The 23,019-nt window shown below is 46.8% G+C and carries 21 protein-coding genes; 12 read left to right on the top strand and 9 right to left on the bottom strand.

The genetic code is table 11. The annotated features are described in order from the left end of the window. The first annotated feature begins 108 nt into the window (after window positions 1-108). The 6 genes from ACLJQJ_RS06945 (at window position 109) to ACLJQJ_RS06920 (ending at window position 5,712) form a co-directional block, all read left to right on the top strand. Complete coding sequence (locus ACLJQJ_RS06945; protein ID WP_010835226.1) at window positions 109-705, top strand: CDP-alcohol phosphatidyltransferase family protein; 597 nt, start codon at window positions 109-111, stop codon at window positions 703-705. Beyond that, complete coding sequence (locus tag ACLJQJ_RS06940) at window positions 702-1,619, top strand: phosphatidate cytidylyltransferase (RefSeq protein ID WP_063809270.1); 918 nt, start codon at window positions 702-704, stop codon at window positions 1,617-1,619. Before ACLJQJ_RS06945 ends, ACLJQJ_RS06940 begins: the two co-directional genes overlap by 4 nt. A gap of 6 nt (window positions 1,620-1,625) precedes the next feature. After that, window positions 1,626-2,282, top strand: coding sequence for a lysophospholipid acyltransferase family protein (locus tag ACLJQJ_RS06935; protein WP_024156942.1), 657 nt, complete (start codon window positions 1,626-1,628; stop codon window positions 2,280-2,282). Next, window positions 2,257-4,017 (top strand): bifunctional alpha/beta hydrolase/class I SAM-dependent methyltransferase, encoded by a 1,761-nt coding sequence (locus tag ACLJQJ_RS06930; RefSeq protein ID WP_063809269.1) that lies wholly within the window; start codon window positions 2,257-2,259, stop codon window positions 4,015-4,017. Before ACLJQJ_RS06935 ends, ACLJQJ_RS06930 begins: the two co-directional genes overlap by 26 nt. Continuing rightward, a complete protein-coding gene (locus tag ACLJQJ_RS06925) occupies window positions 4,007-5,317 on the top strand; it encodes a phosphatase PAP2/dual specificity phosphatase family protein (RefSeq protein ID WP_063809268.1) in 1,311 nt (436 codons plus the stop codon). The genes ACLJQJ_RS06930 and ACLJQJ_RS06925 overlap by 11 nt, the downstream gene beginning before the upstream one ends. Before the next feature lie 107 nt (window positions 5,318-5,424). Further along, the gene (locus tag ACLJQJ_RS06920; protein WP_077916080.1) at window positions 5,425-5,712 is read left to right on the top strand and encodes a hypothetical protein; all 288 of its coding nucleotides are present in this window, start codon (window positions 5,425-5,427) and stop codon (window positions 5,710-5,712) included. A gap of 58 nt (window positions 5,713-5,770) precedes the next feature. Here ACLJQJ_RS06920 and azoR read toward each other — a convergent pair whose 3' ends face one another. Then, the gene (gene azoR / locus ACLJQJ_RS06915) at window positions 5,771-6,376 is read right to left on the bottom strand and encodes an FMN-dependent NADH-azoreductase (RefSeq protein ID WP_063809267.1); all 606 of its coding nucleotides are present in this window, start codon (window positions 6,374-6,376) and stop codon (window positions 5,771-5,773) included. A 200-nt stretch (window positions 6,377-6,576) separates the two neighbouring features. On the opposite strand from azoR, the gene hrpA reads away from it, so the two are divergent. From hrpA to cybB, 3 genes are all read left to right on the top strand, one after another. Further along, complete coding sequence (gene hrpA / locus ACLJQJ_RS06910; protein ID WP_063809297.1) at window positions 6,577-10,479, top strand: ATP-dependent RNA helicase HrpA; 3,903 nt, start codon at window positions 6,577-6,579, stop codon at window positions 10,477-10,479. Window positions 10,480-10,542: 63 nt separating this feature from the next. Next, window positions 10,543-11,343, top strand: a complete 801-nt coding sequence (locus tag ACLJQJ_RS06905) for a YdcF family protein (protein ID WP_023242334.1) — start codon at window positions 10,543-10,545, stop codon at window positions 11,341-11,343. Window positions 11,344-11,459: 116 nt separating this feature from the next. Beyond that, window positions 11,460-11,990: a cytochrome b561 gene (gene cybB / locus ACLJQJ_RS06900; protein WP_000527277.1), complete on the top strand. Its 531-nt coding sequence runs from the start codon at window positions 11,460-11,462 to the stop codon at window positions 11,988-11,990. Window positions 11,991-12,260: 270 nt separating this feature from the next. Here the strand turns inward: cybB and ACLJQJ_RS06895 are convergent, their stop codons facing one another. The 6 genes from ACLJQJ_RS06895 to ACLJQJ_RS06870 form a co-directional block, all read right to left on the bottom strand. Continuing rightward, on the bottom strand, window positions 12,261-12,923 hold the full coding sequence (locus tag ACLJQJ_RS06895) for a class I SAM-dependent methyltransferase (RefSeq protein WP_063809266.1): 663 nt from the start codon (window positions 12,921-12,923) through the stop codon (window positions 12,261-12,263). Between the two features lie 463 nt (window positions 12,924-13,386). Then, window positions 13,387-14,937, bottom strand: a complete 1,551-nt coding sequence (locus tag ACLJQJ_RS06890; RefSeq protein WP_063809265.1) for a glycosyltransferase family 39 protein — start codon at window positions 14,935-14,937, stop codon at window positions 13,387-13,389. 136 nt (window positions 14,938-15,073) lie between these two features. Continuing rightward, the gene (locus tag ACLJQJ_RS06885) at window positions 15,074-15,754 is read right to left on the bottom strand and encodes an amino acid ABC transporter permease (RefSeq protein WP_000560165.1); all 681 of its coding nucleotides are present in this window, start codon (window positions 15,752-15,754) and stop codon (window positions 15,074-15,076) included. Then, a complete protein-coding gene (locus ACLJQJ_RS06880) occupies window positions 15,751-16,482 on the bottom strand; it encodes an amino acid ABC transporter ATP-binding protein (RefSeq protein WP_001185903.1) in 732 nt (243 codons plus the stop codon). The genes ACLJQJ_RS06885 and ACLJQJ_RS06880 overlap by 4 nt, the downstream gene beginning before the upstream one ends. A gap of 24 nt (window positions 16,483-16,506) precedes the next feature. Continuing rightward, window positions 16,507-17,154: an amino acid ABC transporter permease gene (locus tag ACLJQJ_RS06875; RefSeq protein WP_000094446.1), complete on the bottom strand. Its 648-nt coding sequence runs from the start codon at window positions 17,152-17,154 to the stop codon at window positions 16,507-16,509. Between the two features lie 6 nt (window positions 17,155-17,160). Further along, window positions 17,161-17,922 carry a transporter substrate-binding domain-containing protein gene (locus tag ACLJQJ_RS06870; protein ID WP_063809264.1) on the bottom strand — a complete coding sequence of 254 codons (762 nt, stop codon included), beginning with the start codon at window positions 17,920-17,922 and terminating at the stop codon, window positions 17,161-17,163. 907 nt (window positions 17,923-18,829) lie between these two features. On the opposite strand from ACLJQJ_RS06870, the gene ACLJQJ_RS06865 reads away from it, so the two are divergent. Further along, window positions 18,830-19,174, top strand: coding sequence for a DUF1294 domain-containing protein (locus ACLJQJ_RS06865; RefSeq protein WP_063809263.1), 345 nt, complete (start codon window positions 18,830-18,832; stop codon window positions 19,172-19,174). A gap of 120 nt (window positions 19,175-19,294) precedes the next feature. On the opposite strand, the gene sseJ is transcribed toward ACLJQJ_RS06865, so the two are convergent. After that, complete coding sequence (gene sseJ, locus ACLJQJ_RS06860) at window positions 19,295-20,521, bottom strand: SPI-2 type III secretion system effector SseJ (protein ID WP_031605304.1); 1,227 nt, start codon at window positions 20,519-20,521, stop codon at window positions 19,295-19,297. A 427-nt stretch (window positions 20,522-20,948) separates the two neighbouring features. Here sseJ and ACLJQJ_RS06855 point away from each other — a divergent pair, with 427 nt between their 5' ends. Further along, on the top strand, window positions 20,949-21,665 hold the full coding sequence (locus ACLJQJ_RS06855) for a hypothetical protein (protein ID WP_001527697.1): 717 nt from the start codon (window positions 20,949-20,951) through the stop codon (window positions 21,663-21,665). Between the two features lie 128 nt (window positions 21,666-21,793). Here ACLJQJ_RS06855 and steB read toward each other — a convergent pair whose 3' ends face one another. After that, window positions 21,794-22,195 carry a type III secretion system effector SteB gene (gene steB / locus ACLJQJ_RS06850; protein WP_077950944.1) on the bottom strand — a complete coding sequence of 134 codons (402 nt, stop codon included), beginning with the start codon at window positions 22,193-22,195 and terminating at the stop codon, window positions 21,794-21,796. 523 nt (window positions 22,196-22,718) lie between these two features. Between steB and ACLJQJ_RS06845 the strand changes: the two genes are divergently transcribed. Then, window positions 22,719-22,994, top strand: coding sequence for a metal/formaldehyde-sensitive transcriptional repressor (locus tag ACLJQJ_RS06845; RefSeq protein ID WP_001120770.1), 276 nt, complete (start codon window positions 22,719-22,721; stop codon window positions 22,992-22,994). The last annotated feature ends 25 nt before the right edge of the window (window positions 22,995-23,019 follow it).

Below are 23,019 nucleotides of genomic sequence, written 5' to 3'. Positions count from 1 at the left end.
TTATATTGGTAATTTCTGAATTTAGCCGTTTGCGCCGAAATTAGGATAGCCGTGCGGCGTCATCTCTGATGGAGTGTCTCGCGTTGAGTCGTTTTTCAGAGAATACCGATGACGCTTTATCAAATTAAACCTGCTTTTCAGGCGCTGCTTCGCCCCGTAATGGCATGGCTATATCGGCATCATATTACAGCCAATCAGATCACCCTTTCCGCTATGGCTCTCTCTATTGCGACCGGCCTGATATTGATTGTAGTGCCCCTGTATTTTCTGTTGCCCATCGTGTTATTTGCGCGCATGGCGCTCAACGCGCTGGATGGTATGTTAGCGCGCGAATGCCGCCAGCAATCTCGTTTAGGCGCCATTCTGAATGAAACGGGCGATGTGATTTCAGACATCGCGCTTTACCTACCGTTTCTTTTTCTGGCCGACAGCAGCGCGCCATTGGTGCTCGCCATGCTCCTGGCGATGGTGATGACTGAGTTTTGCGGAATATTAGCGCAAACGATCAACGGCGTACGTAGTTATGCCGGACCGTTTGGCAAAAGCGACAGAGCGCTGGTGTTTGGCGCAGGGGGGCTGGCGCTGACCTTTTGGCCTCAGGTGGCGCAGTGGAGCAATATAGTCTGGAGCATTGCTCTCGTATTGCTGCTTTGGACGACAGTAAACCGTTGTCGAAGCGCATTAATTGCGGTGGATGTCAAATGATGCTGCTCGAAAAATCCCTGCTCGTCATTTTTGCGCTTTTGCTGGTGGCCACTCTGGTAAATCGAATTCTGGTGTGGCGTCGTCCTGATAAGGACTGGCGCGAATTGGCGCTACGCATTCGGACCTGGTGGCTAATCATCATTCTATTTTCGCTGGCGCTATTGAGTCCGACCTGGCTGGCATTGACCTTTTTCGCCTTACTCAGCTTTATGGCGCTAAAAGAATTCCTGACGCTGGTTCCCTCCCGTCATTCTGACCGAATGCCGCTGTTGTGGATGTTTATCGCGATTCCCATCAATTATTGGCTGATTGGAATTGGCTGGTACGGCATGTTCGTGGTGTTTATTCCGGTTTATGTCTTCTTATTTTTACCGGCGCGTATGGTGATCGCGGGTGATACGCAGGGGTTTTTACGCACCGCGTCGCAGCTTCACTGGAGTCTGATGACCACGGTTTTTGCCTTTAGCCATGTCGCTTTTTTGTTGGTGCTGCCTGCGGACGGCAAACAAACCGGCGCGCTACTGGTATTGTTTCTGGTCGGGCTGACTGAGTTTAACGACATTGCTCAGTATTTATGGGGTAAATCATTCGGGCGCATCAAAGTGACGCCGACCGTAAGCCCGAATAAAACCCTGGCCGGGTTGGCGGGGGGCGTGATGACAACGACGCTGGCGGGACTGGCATTGGGACCGTTACTCACCCCACTAAATGCGCCAATGTCAATACTGGCCGGGTTAATGATTGGCGGCACCGGGTTTTGCGGCGATGTGGTGATGTCCGCCGTAAAACGTGATGTCGGCGTAAAAGACAGCGGTACATTGTTACCCGGTCACGGCGGCTTGCTTGATCGGCTGGACTCCCTGATCTTTACCGCGCCGGTGTTTTTTCATTTTATTCGTTATTTTTGCTACTGAACCGTTATGAACCGATTTCTTCGCACCTTATTTACGTTGTGTCTTGTCTGGCCCGTAATCCGGTTGTGGCTTGGGCTGCGGGTGAAGCACCGGGAGCGACTTCCCCATCGCGGCCCGCTGATCGTGGTGGCCAATCATAATAGCCACATGGATGTGTTTGCGCTTTTGTCGCTGTTTTCACTACGTCAACAGGGTTATGTTCATCCGGTCGCTGCCGCTGACTATTTTTTGCGTAACAAGTGGATGGGCTGGTTTGCGATTAACATTCTTAATATTGTTCCTGTAACCCGCAAAGGCGGAGAGGCAAACCCGCTGGCGCGGTGCGAGCAAGCGTTGCGTGATAATAAAATCCTGATTTTGTTTCCCGAAGGAACGCGCGGCGAACCGGGAATATTATCGCCGCTGAAATCAGGAATCTGGCATTTGAGCCAGCGCGTGCCGGAGGCGAGCGTGGTCCCCGTCTGGCTATGCGGCACAGAGCGAATCATGGCGAAGGGGAACCGCATCCCGCTCCCGCTCTTTATTGATGTCACGATTGGCGATGCGTTGCATTCACACCCCGAAAAAAAGCAATTTATGGACGATCTCAGGCACAGACTGCTTGAGCTTCAGCAACAGACGTCAGGGAATCTTACTCATGCCTCACCTTCGCACGCCGAATAAACGGTGTTTTTTGACGAGTGACAACACTGAACTCTTCTACCGTCACTGGCCTGCAATGTCGGTAAGCACAACGCCGAAAGTCATTGTTTTATTTCATCGCGGCCATGAACATTCGGGGCGCCTGCAACATATTGTCGATGAGCTGGCGATGCCAGAGATGATATTTTACGCATGGGATGCCAGAGGACATGGATATTCTCCTGGCCAACGCGGCTATAGCCCGTCGCTCGCCCGCTCGGTACAAGATATGGACGAGTTTATTCGTTTTGTCGCCGCTGATAGCCAGACTCCGTTGGAAAATATCGTTGTAGTGGCGCAGAGCGTCGGCGCGGTGTTAGCGGCAACCTGGGCGCATGATTACGCGCCAAACATTCGTGGTCTGATACTGGCTTCTCCGGCATTTAAAGTGAAACTGTATGTACCGTTTGCACGGGCAGGGTTAGCCTTGTGGCATCGTTTGCGAGGTCTGTTCTACGTTAATTCCTATGTAAAAGGTAAATATCTGACGCATGATCCTGAACGCGTGACAAGTTTTAATCATGATCCACAGATTACCCGCGCTATTGCGGTGAATATCCTCCTTGATTTGTATAAAACATCGGTACGTATTATCGCCGATGCCAGTGCGATTACTTTACCCACACTGCTACTGGTATCCGGTAAGGATTATGTCGTTCACCGCCAGCCGCAGGTGGATTTTTATCAGGGGCTACGTAGTCGACTGAAAGAGCTTCATGTTTTTGCAGGTTTTTTTCACGATACGCTTGGCGAAAAAAACAGACATCTGGCATTTGAGAAAATGCGTTGTTTTATTGAGACGCTGTATAACTTGCCGCCGCAGCGTTTTGACTACCAGCATGAAGACCGCTGGAGTCCGGGCGCGGATACCTGGCGTGTACTCAGTGGAGGGGCTGCTCCCTGTTCATGGGATGATATCGCTTATCGTAGTTTGCGTTATGTAATGAAAAGATGGGGCGCTCAATCGGCGGGTATACGCCTGGGGTTTGAGACGGGATTTGATTCCGGTAGTACGCTGGATTATGTCTACCGTAATCAGCCGCAGGGAGGCAATATAGTGGGACGTTTAATCGATAAAAATTATCTTAATAGTGTCGGCTGGAAAGGTATTCGTCAGCGTAAGATTCATTTGCAAAACCTTATCCGTCAGGCGGTTCAAAAGCTGACAGAGCAGGGAAAACCGGTCCGGGTAGTAGATATTGCCGCAGGACACGGGCGTTACATCCTTGATGCGCTGGAAGATGAGGCGGCGGTTAGCGATATATTATTGCGTGATTTCAGCGAATTAAACGTCGCACGAGGGCAGGAGATGATTGCGAGCCGAAGAATGTCCAGCAGAGTGCGTTTTGAACGCGGTGACGCCTTCAATAATGACGAACTGGCGGCGCTGAAACCACGTCCGACATTAGGTATTGTCTCTGGTCTTTATGAACTTTTTCCGGATAACGCTTTGGTTCGACGTTCGCTTGCTGGGCTGGCTGCCGCTATCGAACCTGGGGGCATGTTGTTATATACCGGACAACCCTGGCATCCTCAGTTGAAAACTATCGCCTGGTCGCTTACGAGCCACAAAGATAATAAAGCATGGGTTATGCGTATACGCACGCAGGGTGAGATGGATGCTTTAGTGCATGAGGCGGGATTTGATAAATGCGCGCAGCTAATTGATGAATTCGGGATTTTTACCGTTTCGATGGCGGTGCGCCGTGGAAACTGAGCGTCGCAAGGTATTCATACAGGGTGCTGGCTGGCTGCTGCTACTGGCGCCGTTTTTCTTTGTCACCTACGCAAAAGTAAATCAATTTACCGCCTGGCGAGGTACCCAATCCCATGATATTGGGAGCGTGGTACTTGGCTGGGAATCTGCCATTCCCTTTATTCCGTGGAGTATTGTTCCTTACTGGAGTCTGGATTTGCTCTATGGGCTGTCACTATTTATCTGCGCGACAAGCTTTGAACAATGTCGGCTGGTGCGCCGTCTGGTACTGGCGTCAGTTATAGCCTGCGTTGGATTTCTACTTTTCCCTTTACAGTTTAGTTTTACGCGTCCGCCTGTTTCCGGCGTTGCGGGGTGGTTGTTTACGCAACTTGAACAGTTCGACTTGCCATATAACCAGTCGCCGTCGCTACATATTATTCTTTGTTGGCTGCTGTGGAGGCATTTCAGCCGCCATCTTTCCGGTGGTTGGCGCAGGCTGTGCGATGGCTGGTTCCTGCTGATTGCCATTTCGGTTTTGACAACCTGGCAACATCATTTTATTGATATTATTACCGGTCTGATGGTGGGGATGTTGATCGACTGGATGGTGCCGGCCCAGAGTCGTTGGCACTGGCAGGCACCCAACGCGGTTCGGTTCCGGTTGGTACGGCGTTACGTATTCGGGATGTCCTTATGCATTATTGTGGGGGTATTGCTGGCGCCATGGTCATTCTGGCCGTCGGTGTGTCTGTGCTGGCCAGCATTATCCTTGTTGATTGTGGGACGCGGCTATGGCGGATTCGGCGCTGCAGCGTTGTGTAAAGACAAAGAGGGGCGGTTATCGCCTTCCGTCTATTGGCTAACGCTTCCGTGGCGCTGTGTGATGTGGTTATCGATGCGTTGGTTTACGCATCGTCTGCCCCCGGTCAATCACATCGCCGCCGGCGTTTATCTTGGTAGTTATCCGCGCCACACCCCCATGCAAAACGCGGTGCTGGATGTAACCTGCGAGTTTCCTCGTGGCCAGGCAACAAGGTTGAAGACCTATTATTGCGTACCGATGTTGGATCTGGTTACGCCGGACGATGCGCAGTTACGGCAGGCGGTGGCTATGCTGGAGGCGCTGCGTGAGGAACAGGAAACGGTGTTGGTACATTGCTCGCTGGGGTTGTCTCGTAGCGCGATGGTGGTTGCGGCATGGCTATTATGCTATGGCCATGCCGCAACGGTAGAACAGGCGGTAGCATATATTCGTGCGTGTCGGTTACAAATTGTGCTAACGGATGAACATCTGGACGAACTGCGGCAATGGCAATAAAAAATGACACTGTAACAAATGGAGATATACTTCAGCGCGAGTTATTGTCGCAGACGTTAGCGAGTTGGCGATTTTTTCTACTTTTTACTCTCCTTCCTGGTGTATGGGTGATATTTATCTCCCCGCCAGGGGCGCTGCGCGTGGTTATCGCATTGTTGTGCGGCACGGCCTGTTTCGGCTGTTGGCGGATCTGGTTAGATAAGCGCTATTTTGTGCTGATTACGCAGGAGAATAACCAGCAAGCTGGGGAAGGGCTTTTTATTATCTGGCGGCGCGAAAGAGTGCGAACGCTAACACTAAGTGAACGTCAGCAGGGGGCGCTCAAACAATTTCGCCGCACGCTGGTTACGATAGTCGCGCTTTGGGGGATATGGCTATTCGCGCTTGCTCTTTGATTATCGCGAGACACGACCCCTACTCGCTGAGAGCCAACTTTCGGGGCAGTTTGAGCTATCAGGCAGCCACGACGCTGTCAATCGCGGCTTTTGCATCGGCCTGGGCTTTAGCTGCCACTTCCGGCCCGTAGGCGATGCCTTCGGCAAAGACAAAATTCACGTCGGTAATACCGATAAAACCAAGGAACACTTTCAGGTAAGGCGCAATCAAATCCGTCGGGGTGTCTTTATGGATACCGCCGCGGCTGGAGAGAACCACCGCGCGTTTACCGGTTACCAGACCTTCCGGGCCTTTTTCGGTATAGCGGAAAGTGATACCGGCGCGGGCAATCAGATCAAAGTAGTTTTTCAGCTGCGTCGGGATATTGAAATTGTACATCGGCGCCGCAATAACGATGACGTCGTGGGCTTTCAGTTCAGCAATGAGTTCATCAGACAGCGCCAGAGCGTCCTGTTGACGTGGCGTTAAAGGCGCATCGCCCGGACGCATCGCGCCCACCAGCTCGCTATCCAGCACCGGAACAGGGTTGGCCGCCAGATCGCGGACAGTAATTTCATCTGCGACGTGTTTTTCGCGCCATTGTTCAATAAAATAGTCAGTCAACTGACCAGACTGAGAGTACCCTGCCAGAATACTGGATTTAAGAACTAATACCTTGCTCATGGGTGTTTCCTTTTATGTGTTTGAAGGGGCGTGCCCCGTTGCTTGTTGACACTTTATTCACAAATATGTCGCAGGGATAGCGCAATATATCGAACCCTTTGTTCGAAATTATTGAACAACACAAAAAAAGCCCCAATGTGGTACTCTATACCTATCATTTAAAACGATTTTAAACAGGCAGAATGCTGCCCAAGAGCTTTATGACTGAACAATCTATGTTGACGCTTCAGGTGTTACAGCAGCGGCTGGATGCACTGATGCTGCGCGACAAACAGCGCTTTGCGCGCCGCCTGCATGGCGTAAAGAAAGTAAAAAATCCTGATGCGCAACAGGCCATTTTCCAGACGATGGCGAAAGAAATTGAACAGGCTGCGACGCAGGTCGCTCTCCGCGAAGCGGCGCGTCCCTCAATCACTTATCCGCAAAATCTGCCTGTTAGCCAGAAGAAACAGGACATTCTGGAAGCGATCCGCGATCATCAGGTAGTGATCGTGGCAGGGGAAACCGGTTCCGGTAAAACCACCCAGTTGCCGAAAATTTGTATGGAACTGGGACGCGGAATTAAAGGACTTATTGGACATACTCAACCGCGTCGCCTGGCGGCGCGCACCGTCGCTAACCGCATTGCCGAAGAGTTGCAAACGGACCCAGGCGGCTGCATCGGCTATAAAGTTCGTTTCAGCGATCATGTCAGTAGCAACACCATGGTCAAACTGATGACGGACGGTATCCTGCTGGCGGAAATCCAGCAGGACAGGCTATTGATGCAGTATGACACCATCATTATTGATGAAGCGCATGAACGCAGCCTGAATATTGACTTCTTGCTCGGCTATCTGAAAGAGCTTCTGCCGCGTCGCCCCGATCTGAAAGTGATTATTACCTCTGCGACCATCGACCCGGAACGCTTCTCGCGCCACTTTAATAACGCGCCGATTATCGAAGTCTCTGGCCGAACGTATCCCGTAGAAGTTCGTTATCGCCCCATCGTGGAAGAGGCTGACGACACTGAACGCGATCAGCTACAGGCAATTTTCGACGCTGTTGATGAACTGGGGCGTGAAAGTCCCGGCGATATCCTGATTTTTATGAGTGGAGAGCGGGAAATCCGCGATACCGCCGACGCCCTGAACAAGCTGAACTTACGGCATACCGAAGTGTTGCCGCTGTATGCACGCTTGTCGAACAGCGAACAGAACCGCGTTTTCCAGTCGCACAGCGGACGCCGTATCGTGCTGGCAACTAACGTGGCGGAAACGTCGCTGACGGTGCCGGGTATCAAGTATGTGATCGATCCTGGCACTGCGCGCATCAGCCGCTACAGCTACCGCACTAAAGTGCAGCGCCTGCCGATTGAACCGATCTCACAGGCTTCCGCCAACCAGCGTAAAGGGCGTTGCGGACGCGTATCGGAAGGGATCTGCATTCGTCTGTATTCGGAAGATGACTTTTTGTCACGTCCGGAATTTACCGACCCGGAAATTCTACGTACCAACCTGGCGTCGGTTATTTTGCAGATGACCGCCCTGGGGCTGGGTGACATTGCCGCCTTCCCGTTTGTCGAAGCGCCGGATAAGCGCAATATTCAGGATGGCGTGCGTTTGTTGGAAGAGCTGGGGGCGATTACCGCCGACGAACAGCAATCGGCATATAAGCTGACGCCGCTGGGCCGACAATTATCCCAGTTGCCGGTCGACCCGCGCCTGGCGCGTATGGTTCTGGAAGCGCAAAAGCATGGCTGTGTGCGCGAAGCGATGATCATTACTTCCGCACTCTCTATTCAGGATCCGCGCGAGCGCCCAGTGGACAAGCAGCAGGCTTCCGATGAGAAACACCGGCGCTTCCATGATAAGGAGTCCGATTTTCTGGCGTTTGTTAACCTGTGGAATTACCTCGGCGAGCAACAAAAGGCCCTGTCGTCGAATCAATTCCGCCGTCTGTGTCGCACCGACTATCTGAACTATTTACGCGTGCGTGAGTGGCAGGATATCTATACCCAACTGCGTCAGGTGGTAAAAGAACTGGGGATTCCGGTAAACAGCGAACCCGCAGAGTACCGGGAAATTCACGTTGCGTTGTTAACGGGGCTGTTGTCGCATATCGGGATGAAAGATGCCGATAAACAAGAGTACACCGGCGCGCGTAACGCCCGATTCTCTATTTTCCCCGGTTCCGGTTTATTCAAAAAACCGCCGAAATGGACAATGGTCGCCGAGCTGGTGGAGACCAGCCGTTTGTGGGGGCGCATCGCTGCCCGTATTGAGCCAGAATGGGTGGAACCGGTAGCCCAGCACCTGATTAAACGTTCATATAGCGAACCGCACTGGGAGCGGGCGCAAGGCGCGGTGATGGCGACGGAAAAGGTTACTGTCTACGGTCTGCCGATTGTCGCCGCGCGCAAGGTGAATTATAGCCAGATTGACCCGGCGTTGTGTCGCGAGTTGTTTATCCGCCATGCGCTGGTGGAGGGGGACTGGCAAACCCGTCACGCCTTCTTCCGTGAGAATCTAAAATTGCGTGCGGAAGTCGAGGAACTTGAGCACAAATCTCGCCGCCGCGATATCCTGGTGGATGACGATACCCTGTTTGAGTTTTATGACCAGCGTATTAGCCATGACGTTATTTCCGCCCGCCACTTTGATAGTTGGTGGAAAAAAATCAGCCGCGAGACGCCGGATCTGCTCAACTTTGAAAAAAGTATGCTGATTAAAGAAGGCGCGGAAAAAATCAGCAAACTGGATTACCCGAATTTCTGGCACCAGGGCAATCTCAAGCTGCGTTTGAGCTATCAGTTTGAACCGGGCGCGGATGCTGACGGCGTGACCGTCCATATTCCGTTGCCGCTACTTAACCAGGTTGACGAGAGCGGTTTTGAATGGCAGATCCCAGGGCTGCGCCGTGAATTAGTTATTGCGCTGATTAAATCGTTGCCAAAACCGGTACGTCGCAACTTTGTTCCGGCGCCAAACTATGCTGAAGCGTTTTTAGGTCGCGTAACGCCGCTGGAGCTGCCGCTGCTGGACGCTCTGGAGCGTGAACTGCGCCGGATGACCGGCGTCACGGTCGATCGGGAAGACTGGCATTGGGATCAGGTGCCCGAGCATCTGAAAATCACGTTTCGCGTGGTGAATGACAAAAACAAGAAACTGCAGGAAGGGCGTTCGCTCGCCGAGCTTAAAAATGCGCTGAAAGGCAAAGTGCAGGAGACGCTCTCGGCGGTGGCGGATGACGGCATCGAGCAGAGCGGGCTGCATATCTGGAGTTTCGGCGAGCTGCCGGAAAGCTACGAACAGAAACGCGGTAATTATAAAGTGAAGGCGTGGCCGGCGTTAGTGGATGAGCGTGACAGCGTCGCTATCAAATTGTTTGATAATCCGCTGGAACAACAACAGGCGATGTGGTGCGGTTTACGCCGTCTGCTGTTGCTCAATATTCCTTCACCGATTAAGTATCTGCATGAGAAATTGCCGAATAAAGCCAAGCTGGGGCTGTACTTTAACCCGTACGGCAAAGTACTGGAGTTGATTGATGACTGTATTGCCTGCGGGGTAGATAAACTGATAGATGCCAACGGCGGGCCGGTGTGGAGCGAAGCAGGTTTCACCGCGCTGCACGAAAAGGTACGCGCCGAGCTGAATGATACTGTGGTGGATATCGCGAAGCAGGTTGAGCGCATCCTGACGACCGTATTCAATATCAATAAGCGTCTGAAAGGGCGGGTGGATATGAGCATGGCGTTGGGGCTTTCCGATATCAAGGCGCAGATGAGCGGTCTGGTATACCGTGGTTTTGTGACTGGCAACGGCTTTAAACGTCTCGGCGATACGCTGCGTTATCTGCAGGCAATTGAAAAGCGGCTGGAGAAACTGGCTGTCGATCCGCACCGCGATCGGGCGCAAATGCTGAAAGTCGAAAGCGTCCAGCAGGCGTGGCAACAATGGATAAATAAATTGCCTCCAGCGCGTCGCGAAGATGATGATGTTAAAGAGATCCGTTGGATGATTGAAGAACTGCGTGTCAGTTATTTCGCCCAACAGCTCGGTACGCCTTATCCTATTTCCGATAAGCGTATTTTACAGGCCATGGATCAGATTACGGCCTAAAAAGCCAGGCGACGATGTCTTTCAAAGAGATCCGGTACAAGTTCGGAACAAAAAGGAGGAATTATGAATACAACGCCATTTCCGGCGCTCTCTGCGGAAACATTGCTGGCGGTGAATACCGTCGGACAGTGGCTGGCGCAAAATGATTTTTCCGGCGAACAACCTTATTCGTCGGATTGCGTCGTCCTGGCGGGCAATGCGGTGATCCCCACTATCGACGCGGCCTGTCGCATCGCCAAAGCGCAAGGCGTTCCTTTACTGATTAGCGGCGGTATAGGTCATTCGACGCCGTTTTTGTACGCCGTGATTGCCCGGCATCCGCGCTACCATACTATTCGCACAACCGGACGCGCTGAAGCCGCGATCCTCGCGGATATCGCGAACCAGTTCTGGCATATTCCGGCTGAGAAAATTTGGCTGGAAGATCGGTCAACTAATTGCGGCGAAAATGCCCGTTTCTCCTGCGCACTGATCCGTCAGGCGAAAGAAAACATTAACACGGCTATCGTTGTACAAGACCCCACCATGCAGCGGCGCACTATCGCGGCATTCCGGCGCGTGACAGACGACGACACCGATGCGCCGCGCTGGCTGAGTTTTCCTGGTTTTGTTCCGGTACTGCGCCACCTTAACGGCGGTACACATTTTGCCAACGTTGAAGAGGGCATCTGGACGGTGGAGCGTTATCTGTCTCTGATTGCCGGCGAGCTGCCACGTTTGCGTGACGATGAAACAGGGTATGGACCGCGTGGTAAAGATTTTATCATTCACGTTGATATCCCACGCGATATTGAAAAGGCATGGCAGGTATTGCAGGCAGATACGACGCTGCGCAGTGCGTTAGAACAGAGAGCTTTACGCTAAAAATCGCCCGTTTACGAGGGTGAACGGGCAAGTGCGACCACCATTTCATAAATTTGATGAATTATTTATAAAAGCTGGTTATGTTGTCGCTTTACGGTTTTCATTCAGGACGCGCTATGGGCAATAAGTATTCCGGCCTGCAAATTGGTATTCACTGGTTAGTCTTTTTTCTGGTTATTGTGGCTTACGCCGCGATGGAGCTACGCGGTTTTGCGCCGCGTAGTTATCGGCCCTGGTTTAATATGACGCATGTTTCATGTGGCATCACTATTTTGCTTTTAATGGTGGCGCGCTTGATTATTCGGCTGAAATATCCCACGCCGCCCATTGTTCCTCGTCCAAAACCGATGATGACCGGAATGGCGCATTTGGGACATCTGGTGATTTACCTGTTATTTATCGCGCTGCCTGTTATTGGTCTGGTCATGATGTATAACCGCGGCAATCCCTGGGTCGCATTTGGCATTACTATGCCGCATGCCGCCGAAGCTAACTTTGAACGCGTAGATATGCTGAAATCCTGGCACGTCACGCTGGCGAATCTGGGCTATTTTGTTATTGGACTTCATGCCATCGCTGCTTTGATGCATCACTATTTCTGGAAAGACAATACGCTGTTACGGATGATGCCGCGTAAGCGTGACTGACCGTCCTGCATGACGTTTGTCGCAGGTGGGGTTAACTGCTTCAGGCAAACAAGGCATCTATCAGAGGGGATTGCGTATTCCATACAGAAAACGCCTGCGTCTAACCAGGACCCGTGACGCAGGCGAAGGAGGACGGGTCTACATCGGAAGCGGGTATTATACTTATTTGTATGACAAATAAAATAAACAATTACTATTCCGTAATCCAATGTTTAATCAACGGGTTAAACCCACATGATCGCGCTGCCGACCGCCCGGAAGTGCCTACACTTACAATGAACGTGGCATAGTGGCGGAAAATAGCGCAACGGCGCCATGTTGCTCCAAAGTCACCTTAGCGAAATGTTCGTCCAACACGCTGCGTAACGTATCGGCTGAATCATTGGTATTACTGAATATTCCTTTCTTGTTATAAACAGCCATTAATTTCTTACCAAAAGCATTGTGAGGAACCTCTTTGCCCAGAATCGTGGCGCCAAAAAGTGTGCCGCCGGGTTTAAGCGCCATACCGGCATTTTTAATTGCCTTCGCTTTTGTTGTCATCTCACCAGGTAAGCAGTGCAGAAGATAGTACATCGAAACGGAATCGAAGCGCCCGTGCCAGTCCGCCGGGAACGTGTCGAAAACATCGTGTTGTAGTGTGGCGCGGATTTTCGTATTACCCACTCGGCTGGCGGCTATTTTCAGGCTCTCCGGATTTAAATCCATCAGCGAAATGGCATGAGTCGCAGGTGCATGTTTCAGGTAATAACCTGTACCTACGCCAATATCCAGGTGAGTCTCGCCTATGTGATGCAGGAAGAAAGGAAGTAGTCGCGTATCAGTAGGACACTTCCATGCATATTTGTTTGAGATATTGAGTACCCACCAGTCATATAAGCTAAGCGTGAATGGGTTATAGACTTTTGCGCCTGATTGTTGTGTATGCTTCATTGTTCTCTCACTAAATAATTTCGCGCTGGAATTAAAACAACGAAGCAATCGTTAGGCAAGCATTAATCAGGTGAGTGAGTAATTTAATGCGATGAATAAAGGAGATATTATGAATTAAGCGGCTATCTTAAAGAATATAGAGGATAATAATAGCTGATAAATGAATTGATCAGTCATATTATTATAAGCTGATAATTAATAATCGTTAATATAAATATATTAAGCCTTATGATAATAGCAATGCAATTAAAAGCATGAGAAACAATATTTATTCATACACATAAAGCGATTATTGCACATTAATTGATATTTTAAATGTTACGCTGAGATAGCCATCTTTATTTAATATCACCTACCTGGAGGCGATATGATTGAGGTTTTTGAAGCGTTTGGCTGGACCTTACTTTTAGGCGGTCTGGCAGTGGCAGTACTGTTTATCACTGCACTGGATAGAAAACGGTAATCATTGCATTTGACGCGCCTGTTGAGTTGGTATTACAAATAATTGTACCTGAAATCTACCACTTCTGAATTTTGCGATATTTTGCCATTCTGACGGCAAGGGGTAATCCTGACTAAAGTTACCGCCGCTTACCAACCAGACACGATGGTAACTTTTTGAAAGCGTTGTCAGAGTATCAATATATGTCTGATCGGCTTGCGCATAAAACAGTGAACCAAAGCCATAGGCATTCGGTCTGCCTGATGTTCCGTGTGCGTTAGGCGGTGTATAAAGAAACGTACGATAATCTCGCTTATTATAATACACATAACTTAAATAATCGAACATTTTACTGACTACCACGGCATCATTAGGCTGGTGACGGGTATTAATATAGTTTACCAGTGGTTTAAACTCGTCTATGTGCTCAGGGTTATTATGATATGAACCATAGCCGAATAATAAGATGAATAAGATAAACCAGAAGCCACAAACCGCTTTTTTTGCGCGGGTAAGTAATACCGCGAGCAGGGGAGGAATGCTCAGCGATGAGAAGAAGAAATAACGATCGATAAATAACGGCATCCACCAGGAAATGATGAAGACCAGCATTACAGGGATGACCAGATTACAAAATAATATCAGCTGATATCTTTCATATTCTCCGTTGCATAAAGATATTCGCCCCACAGTACCGATAAAACCTCCCACAGCCAGCCACAGAATGAACGACGGAAAACCCTGTCCGTTGTTTCCGGTAAAAAAATGCCAATACATCGCAGGCAGGTCACGCCATGTTACGGGGGGAATCCAACCGATATCATTACCGGCTCTCAACTGCGCCAGATGAGTCAGTAAATTAAACAATACGGGCAACCAGGGGAGATAAGCGACAGCAATCGCCAGGTTAGCAAACCACCAGCCGGGAAGTTTAAGGTAGCAGGCCGTTTTATGGCTTTGGCAGGATAATATTGTTACTGCGATCCAGTGGGCAATAAGTGTAAATAGGGTGAAATAATGGGTGTAAAAGCTGAACGTCATAAGTAAAGCATACGCGACAAGATAGCGATTATGGGTGGGTGTTTTTATCCACATCATCAATGCTAACGCGGCAGCGAGCGTTAGCATTCCCATTAACGCGTACATGCGCGTTTCTTGACTGTAATGAACTGCCATCGGCATCAGGGCGGCGAACCATCCCGCCAATAAGGCTGTACGTTCATTTGCCAGCCATCGCGTAAGCGCGATAACCAGCACAACTGTCAGGATCCCAAAGAGTAGACTGAGAGAGCGTACCGCTGCAATGCTATCACCCCATAATATGATCCAGTCATGCAGTAACAGATAATAAAGCGGGGGATGCACGTCAAAAGCGGCATGGAATAGCAGATTATCTACGCTATGTCGACTAATCAGCACGCTGGACGCTTCGTCACACCAAAGGTAGCGGTCAGTTAAAAACAGCAACCGTATAAGGACGGAGAATATGACAATGAGACAAACATGATATTTATACTTTATTTTCCTTAACCCATCGCCGGGCTGCCATATTGATAGTTGTGGTAGCGCCATAATATCCTCAATGGAGTAAGACTTAGACCAGAATGGACACCTAACGCAATAATGAAGGTTAAAATCTTAACCAACACTAAATAAAAATAACTTTGATAATGTCAGCGGTGAATTAATCAGAATAGTGCAGTACAACTCAGTAATCCTGACCGTAATGGCGAAGCAGTCTATGCTCTAAAAACCGGGTCAAACCGACAATAAAGGTAACGCCAATAAGGTACACTATGGCGGCAAAAAGGTAAGCATGGAAGAATTTAAAGCTGGTTGCAGCAACCTCCTGAATTCGCGCGAAAAACTCAGTATATTGGATAAGAAAAACGATGGTGCTGTCTTTAAGGTTATTAATCACCTGATTCGTTAAGGCTGGAATGGAAGACAGCAATACCTGAGGCAGTATAATCCACAAAAAGACTTGCCGTTTGTTCAACCCCTGAACGACTGCTGCCTCCGTTTCATACTTATTCAATGCGTTATAGGCCGTTGTCATGTACGCGGCATTATATGCGCCGACATTCAAGGTAAAACCTGTAACCGCCACGGTAAAAGAGGACAGGTGAATGCCAGATTGAGGTAAACCATAATAGATAACAAACAGAATAAGAATGAGTGGCGTACCGATAAAAAAATCCATGTACAGCCGAGTTATGGCTTTTACCACGGGGCGATGGCTCAGGCTCAGAAAGAAAATAATAATTCCCCACAAAAAACCGGTGATGGAAACAATCAGCGCAAGTTTACAGGTTTCTTTAATACCGTCCACAACAAGTGGCAGTTGTTCAGTCAGGTCATTAAAGAAGAGAGACCAGCCAGCGATCATCGTTGTGCCTCGCTAAAAAAACAGTGGATATCTGGATCCGTTTCTCGTAAGGCAAGATCGGTAAAAGCGCCTTCTGCACGAATCTTGCCATGATTAAGAAACGTTACGTTATCGCTTAGTAATCTGGCGAGGCGAATATCATGAGTGACGCATAATATAGTGACGCCATTGTCGTGAAGTTGCTTGATCAACATTCCGACTTCACGAGTCATGAGCGGATCAAGCGCAGACGTCGGCTCATCAAAAATAATGAGTTCTGGGTCGGTGACCATTGTACGGGCCAGGGCGACGCGCTGTTGCTGGCCGCCCGATAATTGCGAAGGGTATTTCGCGCTATGCGAGACCATATCAAGTTTTTGTAGCTCATGTAAGGCTTTCTCCCGAGCTAGTTGTCCCGGCATGCCAAACACTTTACATAGGGCAAGGGTAATGTTATCCATGACGTTAAGATGGCGATACAAAGCGTAATTCTGGAAGACACAACCGACTTTTTTTCTGAACTCAAGAATAGTAAATTCCTTGTCATAAATATTTCTCCCGTGAAAATAAATATCACCATAATCAGGCTCTTCTAATCGAAGCAGACAGCGTAAAAGCGTCGTTTTTCCACAACCCGATGGCCCCATGACTACTTTCATGTCTCCCGATTGAATTTTCAGACTAACCGTATCAAGAACCTTTTTTCCTGAATATTCCTTACTTATCTCTTTTAATTCCAGTAAAGCCATGAGTATCACCTCTATTTTTATGCTTCAACTGATGCGATATTTTTTCTCAAACACTCCGGCCAGAAGAGTAAAAACTTTATAAATAATGAAATATAATACCCCGGCAAGAGTATAGATCTGTAACCCGTTCAGCGTGATGGCTGTCAGTGACATTGCCTGCTTCGTTATTTCAGCGATACCTACAGTATAAGCAAAGGGCGTCGCTTTTAATACAGAAGAAAACTCATTGATAATACCGGGCACAGAAAATCGCAACATCTGTGGCAGTTCAATATTTATTATAACCTGTAATTGACGCATTCCTGCTACTTTCGCTACCGTAATTTCGTATGGCTCAACTAATTTAAGCGCCCCTCTGAACACCTCGGCAAGATAACTCCCGCTGATTAAGCCGACGCTGAGGTTCATGGCCACCAGAGGTGAAACATATATGCCAATCGATGGCAATCCAAAATAAACAAGAAAAACAGCAATAAGTATTGGAATTCCCCGAAGAATAAAGACCAGTACGTCGAGTATCTTCTGTAGTGGAAGGGGGGATAGTCGCCGTAATACGGCGACTGTAAGCCCGAACAAAAACGCTGAGAGAAAACAGGTAAATGTTACAAGCAGCGTATTACCAATCCCTTCCAATAGGAAATAAAAGATAGCCAGCATATTACCTGATGACATAGCTTACTATTTCATCCAGTTATCGACGATGCCAGATATTTTTTGTGGCCCTTGCTCTTTAAGCCATAAGTTAAAATCATCGCGCACGGAAGAGCCTTTCTTAAAGGCAATGCCAAGCTGATCAACATTCTTGAAAACATAACGACTTTCTATCGGTATCTTTTTCTTATTTTTGAAGGTAAAATAAACCGGCTCTTCTATAAAAGCCAGATCAAGATTGCCATTTTTTAGATCAGCCATCGTCTCATTATAGGTTGGATACAATTTTACTTTACTTAACGAGTAGTATCCTTTGGGCTCCAGATCGTTTTTGATAAGGTCGGAGTAAGCCATTCCTCGAGGGTATCCAATAGAATATTGATTTAATTCATTGAGGTTATTGAGCGTTATTTTATGATTGGCCATACTGACCAGATAAAAAGAGTTGATGTAATAAGGTTCAGAAAAATCAATAACTTTCTTACGTTTATCTGTGATTGAAATTCCCGAAAATGCGACATCTGCTTGACCACTCGCCACTGCGCCAAGCATTCCATCCCAGGCATATTCGGTGATGTTTAGCTTACAATGCCGTGACTGACAGTAAGACGAAAAAAGCTCCAGATCTATCCCCTGCAATTTGCCATCAGCACTTTTAAATAACATAGGGGGAGAGGCCGGTGATACTGCGACATTGAGTGTTCTCCCTTCAACGATGCTATCAGCAAAAGCTGAAGACGACATTATTCCCAACACTATCATTGATAAGCCAATTTTTTTGGATAACATGCTATCTATTTCCTGTGGTAAGGTAATGCGTATTATAAATTAAGCATTAGGGCGTGAACCTGACATTTGCAGGCGTAAAGTACTTAACGTTATGTATTCCATCGCTGTTAACTAATTTAATCAGGAGGTTTGACAGGAATCATCAAAGGGAATGGATTGAATATACCATGAGATATCAAATGGATATGAGTGCAGCGACCCCATGAAAGGTGAAAATGTAAAGATACCATAGACATTAGTATACTGGACATAGTTTATGCTCCATTTACGCATACATATTTACATGATAAGCAGATAAATGCTTCAGTGACGGTGTATTTAATGTCTCTAAGTATCATCTTATCACTCTATCCAGGGCCAATATAAAGACTTATCTTTGCTTGTCAAATACATTTTCTGAGTTAAGTTGATTTGCGTGCTATCTATATTTGCAAGCATATAAATTATTTATCCTAAGAACAAGCGACAACAAATCAGGAGTTCTGACGATGTTGTTATGTTTATCAAAACGTTAACTTGTTTTAATCGATAATAATCTTAATTCAGAAATGTCTTAATATATGCGGTTGTCGAGATAAAATTCTCAAATTAACATCGTACATCTTATGTAATAAATATAAATACGATAAATAAATCCAAAACTGAGACTGCCAACCGGATAACAAACAGCAATAAAGAGGGTTCTCCATTAAGTTATCCTGGCAATGGTTAAGGTGGTAACATTTTTGGTGGCTTTACCCATTTTAATCGTGTTCACAACACGTTAATTACCTTATGATTACCATGGTAATTAAAAATCAATCCTTAATGACTCGTTGGCTGAGTGAAAAAAATTCTACATCACATAGGCGCATGTATCGCGTATAATGGGCTCCGATGACCCTAATTATTGCTATGACATAATGATATGTATCTTAACCGCTTTTGTTATTTACTCCTGCTCTTCGCTGCGGTCGGAAGCATTTTTACATCGCATCCCGTCGCGATGTGGTTCCTGCTCGCCAATGTGCTAACGCTGGCGATCTACGGTATAGACAAAACGGCGGCACGTAAAACCTGGCGCAGAGTGCCGGAATCCACTTTGTTGGTGTTTGGGATTGTCGGTGGGTGGCCTGGTGCGATTGTTGGTCAACAACTCTTCCGTCATAAAACGCAAAAGCAGCCATTCAAAACATACTTTATCGTCAGTGTGATAGTGAGTATTGTAGTTACGGTGGCGATCTATCGACTCTATCCATTTTTGTCCTACTGAACATAGAGTATGGATCACTTATTGACCAACCGGCAGCAAAGACAGCCTCATATTTTCATGCCACCGGCACTATGATATTGAGCGGTGTTTTGCTCAAGGCGTACCGCAGCCGATGGAACATTATTCAGTGGAATAATGATGAGCTATAAAACTTTCTAACATTGTGGCAAAACAATGATGGACTTCCTGGGTTGGATGGACAAAGTCATTGAAGACGTATTGCGGACATATATCCAGCTGAGGGTCTTTAGCCCCTAGAACATGTACATAGCCGTGGTGAGTATAAGGGTTTTCCGTATCATAACCAATATTACTGGCCACCTCCATTATTATCTTAAATACATCGGCAGTCTCGAAATAGCATATTTTGTGCTGGGGGTATTTTTCTTTTAATTCTTCAACATTAGCTTTTAACAGGGCATTGTGAGCGATGCTTTCATCCTTAAGTTTTCTTTTTTCATCAGATTGTTTGCCATAGGGCGTTAAAGACAAATCGGGAATCCCCATGACTAAAACATTATTAACTCCACCGGAAATTATTTTTTCAATATCATCAATTTGTTGCTCAACGACCATCATTACATTATCTTTGTGTAGTGTCATATAGTCATTAGCCCCCAATAAAAATATCGCCAGGTCCTGGTGAGAAGGGGTGTAAGATGCGACTTGTCTGTCCGTATTTGATACAAAGTCACCGAGGCAATTAAAGCAGGAATAGCTTGCCGATGTACTTCCCCCTTCAGCAAAATTAAGCATCTCTTTACCTAAGAAGTGTGGAGATGATAAAAACTCAGTCCAGGTAAATCCATTAGTAAACCTTCCGCCAAAGTATTGACCATAGGAGGGTAAGATATGATGTGTTTTTTCAAACATACGCCCCATGGAGTCAGATAAACTGTCGCCAAAAAATACCAGTCTGGTAATATCACCTAAAGAAATATTTTTTGGCTTGGGATGTAATTTATTGATTTCTTTGGCAAGACCAAAAGGTTCCGGATGACATTCAACCTCAATAGATAAAATATTTTCATCATTATCATCTTTAATAATCAACTTATCGGCGTGTGCCTGTGATTCTATAATAAACTGTTCTTTACATCCCTGAGACGCTAAGGCTCGAAGCTTGATGTAGGCTCCGCGAACCTGTACCGGTGTTAGATTCAGTTCCTGATAGTGGTAAAGTTTAAAGATACATTCGAGCGCCTCTGCATGGTAAGTGGTGAAGAAATATGCTTTGATTTTCTCCCATAAACTTAATTCCGGAGGGCGTGCGCTTTCTTTTATCACATTAAATCTTTCAGAACTGATAGATGATGTGAAATAACCCTGTCCAACACTCAATGGCATAGTATCCTCCTTACTATATTAATCACGCTTTAGCAAAACATTAATTAGCAAATATTAGCAAGAAAAGTAATCAGGTAAATAGTGTATATAGAATGGCGTTTCTTTAACAGTTTGTCGCCGTCAATAAAATATATGCAGTGTATATTGTTTTTCAGCGAAGTAAATACATCATCAACAACGTGAAGTTAATACCGGGTACATGTTATCTGACTGCTATCATTATTGAGTATGCGCCTGGCTAAGGCAAAGATCTAAAAAGCAGCCACTCCTGATTTTAGTGTGCTGGCGTGAGTATGAGCTGGCTTGATATTCAGTAAAATTAGGTAAACTTATCATTCAACTATTATTATTTCCAAGGGGGTGGTGTTTTATATAATGTGTTGATTTCTATTTTCATATTAAATATTTCTTAAGTGAGTTAACTATAATGAGTGATGATTCAATTATTAAAAACTCTTCAATGCTTTTGGCCTATTTAGGTGGTCTGGGATGGGGGAGCGCCTATTTTTATGGCTGGGGCGTCTCCGCGTACTATGGTTTCCCGTGGTGGTATGTAGGCGTCGGCCCTGACAACATTGCCCGAAGTCTATTCCATGCGATTAGCCTGATGGCTATATTCATAATAGCATGGGGAGTGGGTATTCTATTATTTTTTCTAGTAAAGCAAAAAGCACGTATCCACGACCTTAGCTTCTTACGCCTTTTTTTGGCAGCGGTTTTGTTCTTTATTCCAATTGTTATCGAGTTTTCTCTCTTAACAGAATCGTTTTTGTGGGAGCTTTTTTTTATCATTTTACTGGTGGCTTTATGCCTGTCGGTGGGGATGCGTTTTTATAGTAAATTGATGCCAGTGATTTGTTTTACGCAACTCAGTTGGGTGCGAAGACATTGTTTCACTATAGTTATGATTGGTTTTATTATATATTTTTTTATATTTTCTTTTTTTGTTGGAATCTATAAGCCACAATTAAAGAAAGAATACGAAATGATATTGTATGATGGAGGCTGGTACTACGTCCTGGCCAGATATCATGATAGTTTTATTTTGTCGAAATCCTTTACTAAAAATAACAATAGATTTATTATTTTTAGACCAGAAGATGGACACTCTTATGAAATTACCCTGGTAAAAGTCAGACTTTAATAAAATACTGGTTGGCAAGAGCGTGAAATGACGCCAGAGCTTCCCATAGCAGAGATTAGAGAAAGAACTGAGCGCCCATATCTGTAGGCTGTGGAATAGCAATGCCGGGAAGGGCATGGCATGACACTTTATCTGACATTACCATTTGAGTGACAGGTTAGCAGATGTTTCAGGCCAAACCCAAGTTGAACTGGAGCGCTCAGAAGCCGATTACCTACATAACAAATATTGGCCGCAAGCTTATGCTGTGGGCGAAATATACGACCGCTATTAGCCAGACTGGCTGTTAACTTATTTACCTTCCCATAGTAACCTATAACAGGGCTCCCTGAGGCATTGGCTAGCATCTGTGCATTGGAAAAACATCTTCCATTTGCACTATAGCAACTTATAAAGTTTATTGCCTCATGAGAGTTGCTAATATGGCGGATTGATTTGAAAAGTGATGATGACTGACTTGCCCCGGAACCGTACCGATTTTCATGTTGAACAACAAAAGGGGCACCATGTTTACAAATCGAAATAGGCATGGATTATTACCTGAGATTGATTTCAAATTAACAATAATGATGACACTTTTGGGTATTAAAAAACTTTCAAATAACGCTCATTTGATTTTTTGTCCACATTGATTAAGCCTGGAAAGACACAGGGTTGAGATATTTTCGCTACCCGACGGCGGTGTATCGCAGTTGTGATGTTACGTTTTTACAAGACTGACATCTGCATATCATAACCTTTATTCATTACCACCTGATGATTATATAAAAACTATTGAGCAAATATTTACTTCTGGGTAATGGGACTGGATTCACACGGCATTACCTCTGTGCCCCAGTCGGGCAGAACATTGCAGCTTAGAAAGGAAGCTTTGGCGTTTATTGTCTGTGGCCAGAAAAAGTTCCCGTGAGCTGAATATGCTGAATGTGAACTGATTCTTGATGACCTATGCCGGTAAGTTATAAGCGATTGATTTTTATATTGTGTGTAATTTTACAATTACATAAACATTAAATTCTGATAGTATACTACCCTATAGTATATGGAGGCCGAATGCCGCATTCACCTGAAGATAAAAAACGTATTCTTACCCGTGTTCGTCGCATACGCGGGCAGGTCGAAGCGCTGGAGCGGGCGCTTGAGTCTGGCGAACCTTGTCTGGCGATTCTGCAACAGATTGCCGCCGTGCGCGGCGCGTCTAATGGCCTGATGAGTGAAATGGTTGAAATCCATCTGAAAGATGAGCTGGTCAGCGGGGAAACTACGCCAGATCAGCGCGCGGTTCGGATGGCGGAAATCGGCCATCTTCTTCGCGCTTATCTAAAATAACAATTTCCCTCACCGTAACAGGAAG

The sequence above is a fragment of the Salmonella sp. SAL04202 genome (genome assembly GCF_046550775.1).
Classification (GTDB): domain Bacteria; phylum Pseudomonadota; class Gammaproteobacteria; order Enterobacterales; family Enterobacteriaceae; genus Salmonella; species Salmonella enterica.
The sequence above is the reverse complement of the archived record's forward strand: the minus strand, read 5'-3'. Positions and strand labels throughout refer to the sequence as shown.

Bases quoted from the DNA above. Each gene is read 5' to 3' on its own strand.
- ACLJQJ_RS06875 (WP_000094446.1), bottom strand. From the start codon at position 17,154: ATGTCATCAGGTAATATGCTGGCTATCTTTTATTTCCTATTGGAAGGG.
- ACLJQJ_RS06845 (WP_001120770.1), top strand. From the start codon at position 22,719: ATGCCGCATTCACCTGAAGATAAAAAACGTATTCTTACCCGTGTTCGT.
- ACLJQJ_RS06880 (WP_001185903.1), bottom strand. From the start codon at position 16,482: ATGGCTTTACTGGAATTAAAAGAGATAAGTAAGGAATATTCAGGAAAA.
- ACLJQJ_RS06895 (WP_063809266.1), bottom strand. From the start codon at position 12,923: ATGAAGCATACACAACAATCAGGCGCAAAAGTCTATAACCCATTCACG.
- azoR (WP_063809267.1), bottom strand. From the start codon at position 6,376: ATGAGCAAGGTATTAGTTCTTAAATCCAGTATTCTGGCAGGGTACTCT.
- hrpA (WP_063809297.1), top strand. From the start codon at position 6,577: ATGACTGAACAATCTATGTTGACGCTTCAGGTGTTACAGCAGCGGCTG.
- steB (WP_077950944.1), bottom strand. From the start codon at position 22,195: ATGCCTATTTCGATTTGTAAACATGGTGCCCCTTTTGTTGTTCAACAT.
- ACLJQJ_RS06930 (WP_063809269.1), top strand. From the start codon at position 2,257: ATGCCTCACCTTCGCACGCCGAATAAACGGTGTTTTTTGACGAGTGAC.
- cybB (WP_000527277.1), top strand. From the start codon at position 11,460: ATGGGCAATAAGTATTCCGGCCTGCAAATTGGTATTCACTGGTTAGTC.
- sseJ (WP_031605304.1), bottom strand. From the start codon at position 20,521: ATGCCATTGAGTGTTGGACAGGGTTATTTCACATCATCTATCAGTTCT.
- ACLJQJ_RS06865 (WP_063809263.1), top strand. From the start codon at position 18,830: ATGTATCTTAACCGCTTTTGTTATTTACTCCTGCTCTTCGCTGCGGTC.
- ACLJQJ_RS06940 (WP_063809270.1), top strand. From the start codon at position 702: ATGATGCTGCTCGAAAAATCCCTGCTCGTCATTTTTGCGCTTTTGCTG.
- ACLJQJ_RS06905 (WP_023242334.1), top strand. From the start codon at position 10,543: ATGAATACAACGCCATTTCCGGCGCTCTCTGCGGAAACATTGCTGGCG.
- ACLJQJ_RS06870 (WP_063809264.1), bottom strand. From the start codon at position 17,922: ATGTTATCCAAAAAAATTGGCTTATCAATGATAGTGTTGGGAATAATG.
- ACLJQJ_RS06855 (WP_001527697.1), top strand. From the start codon at position 20,949: ATGAGTGATGATTCAATTATTAAAAACTCTTCAATGCTTTTGGCCTAT.
- ACLJQJ_RS06885 (WP_000560165.1), bottom strand. From the start codon at position 15,754: ATGATCGCTGGCTGGTCTCTCTTCTTTAATGACCTGACTGAACAACTG.
- ACLJQJ_RS06890 (WP_063809265.1), bottom strand. From the start codon at position 14,937: ATGGCGCTACCACAACTATCAATATGGCAGCCCGGCGATGGGTTAAGG.
- ACLJQJ_RS06935 (WP_024156942.1), top strand. From the start codon at position 1,626: ATGAACCGATTTCTTCGCACCTTATTTACGTTGTGTCTTGTCTGGCCC.
- ACLJQJ_RS06945 (WP_010835226.1), top strand. From the start codon at position 109: ATGACGCTTTATCAAATTAAACCTGCTTTTCAGGCGCTGCTTCGCCCC.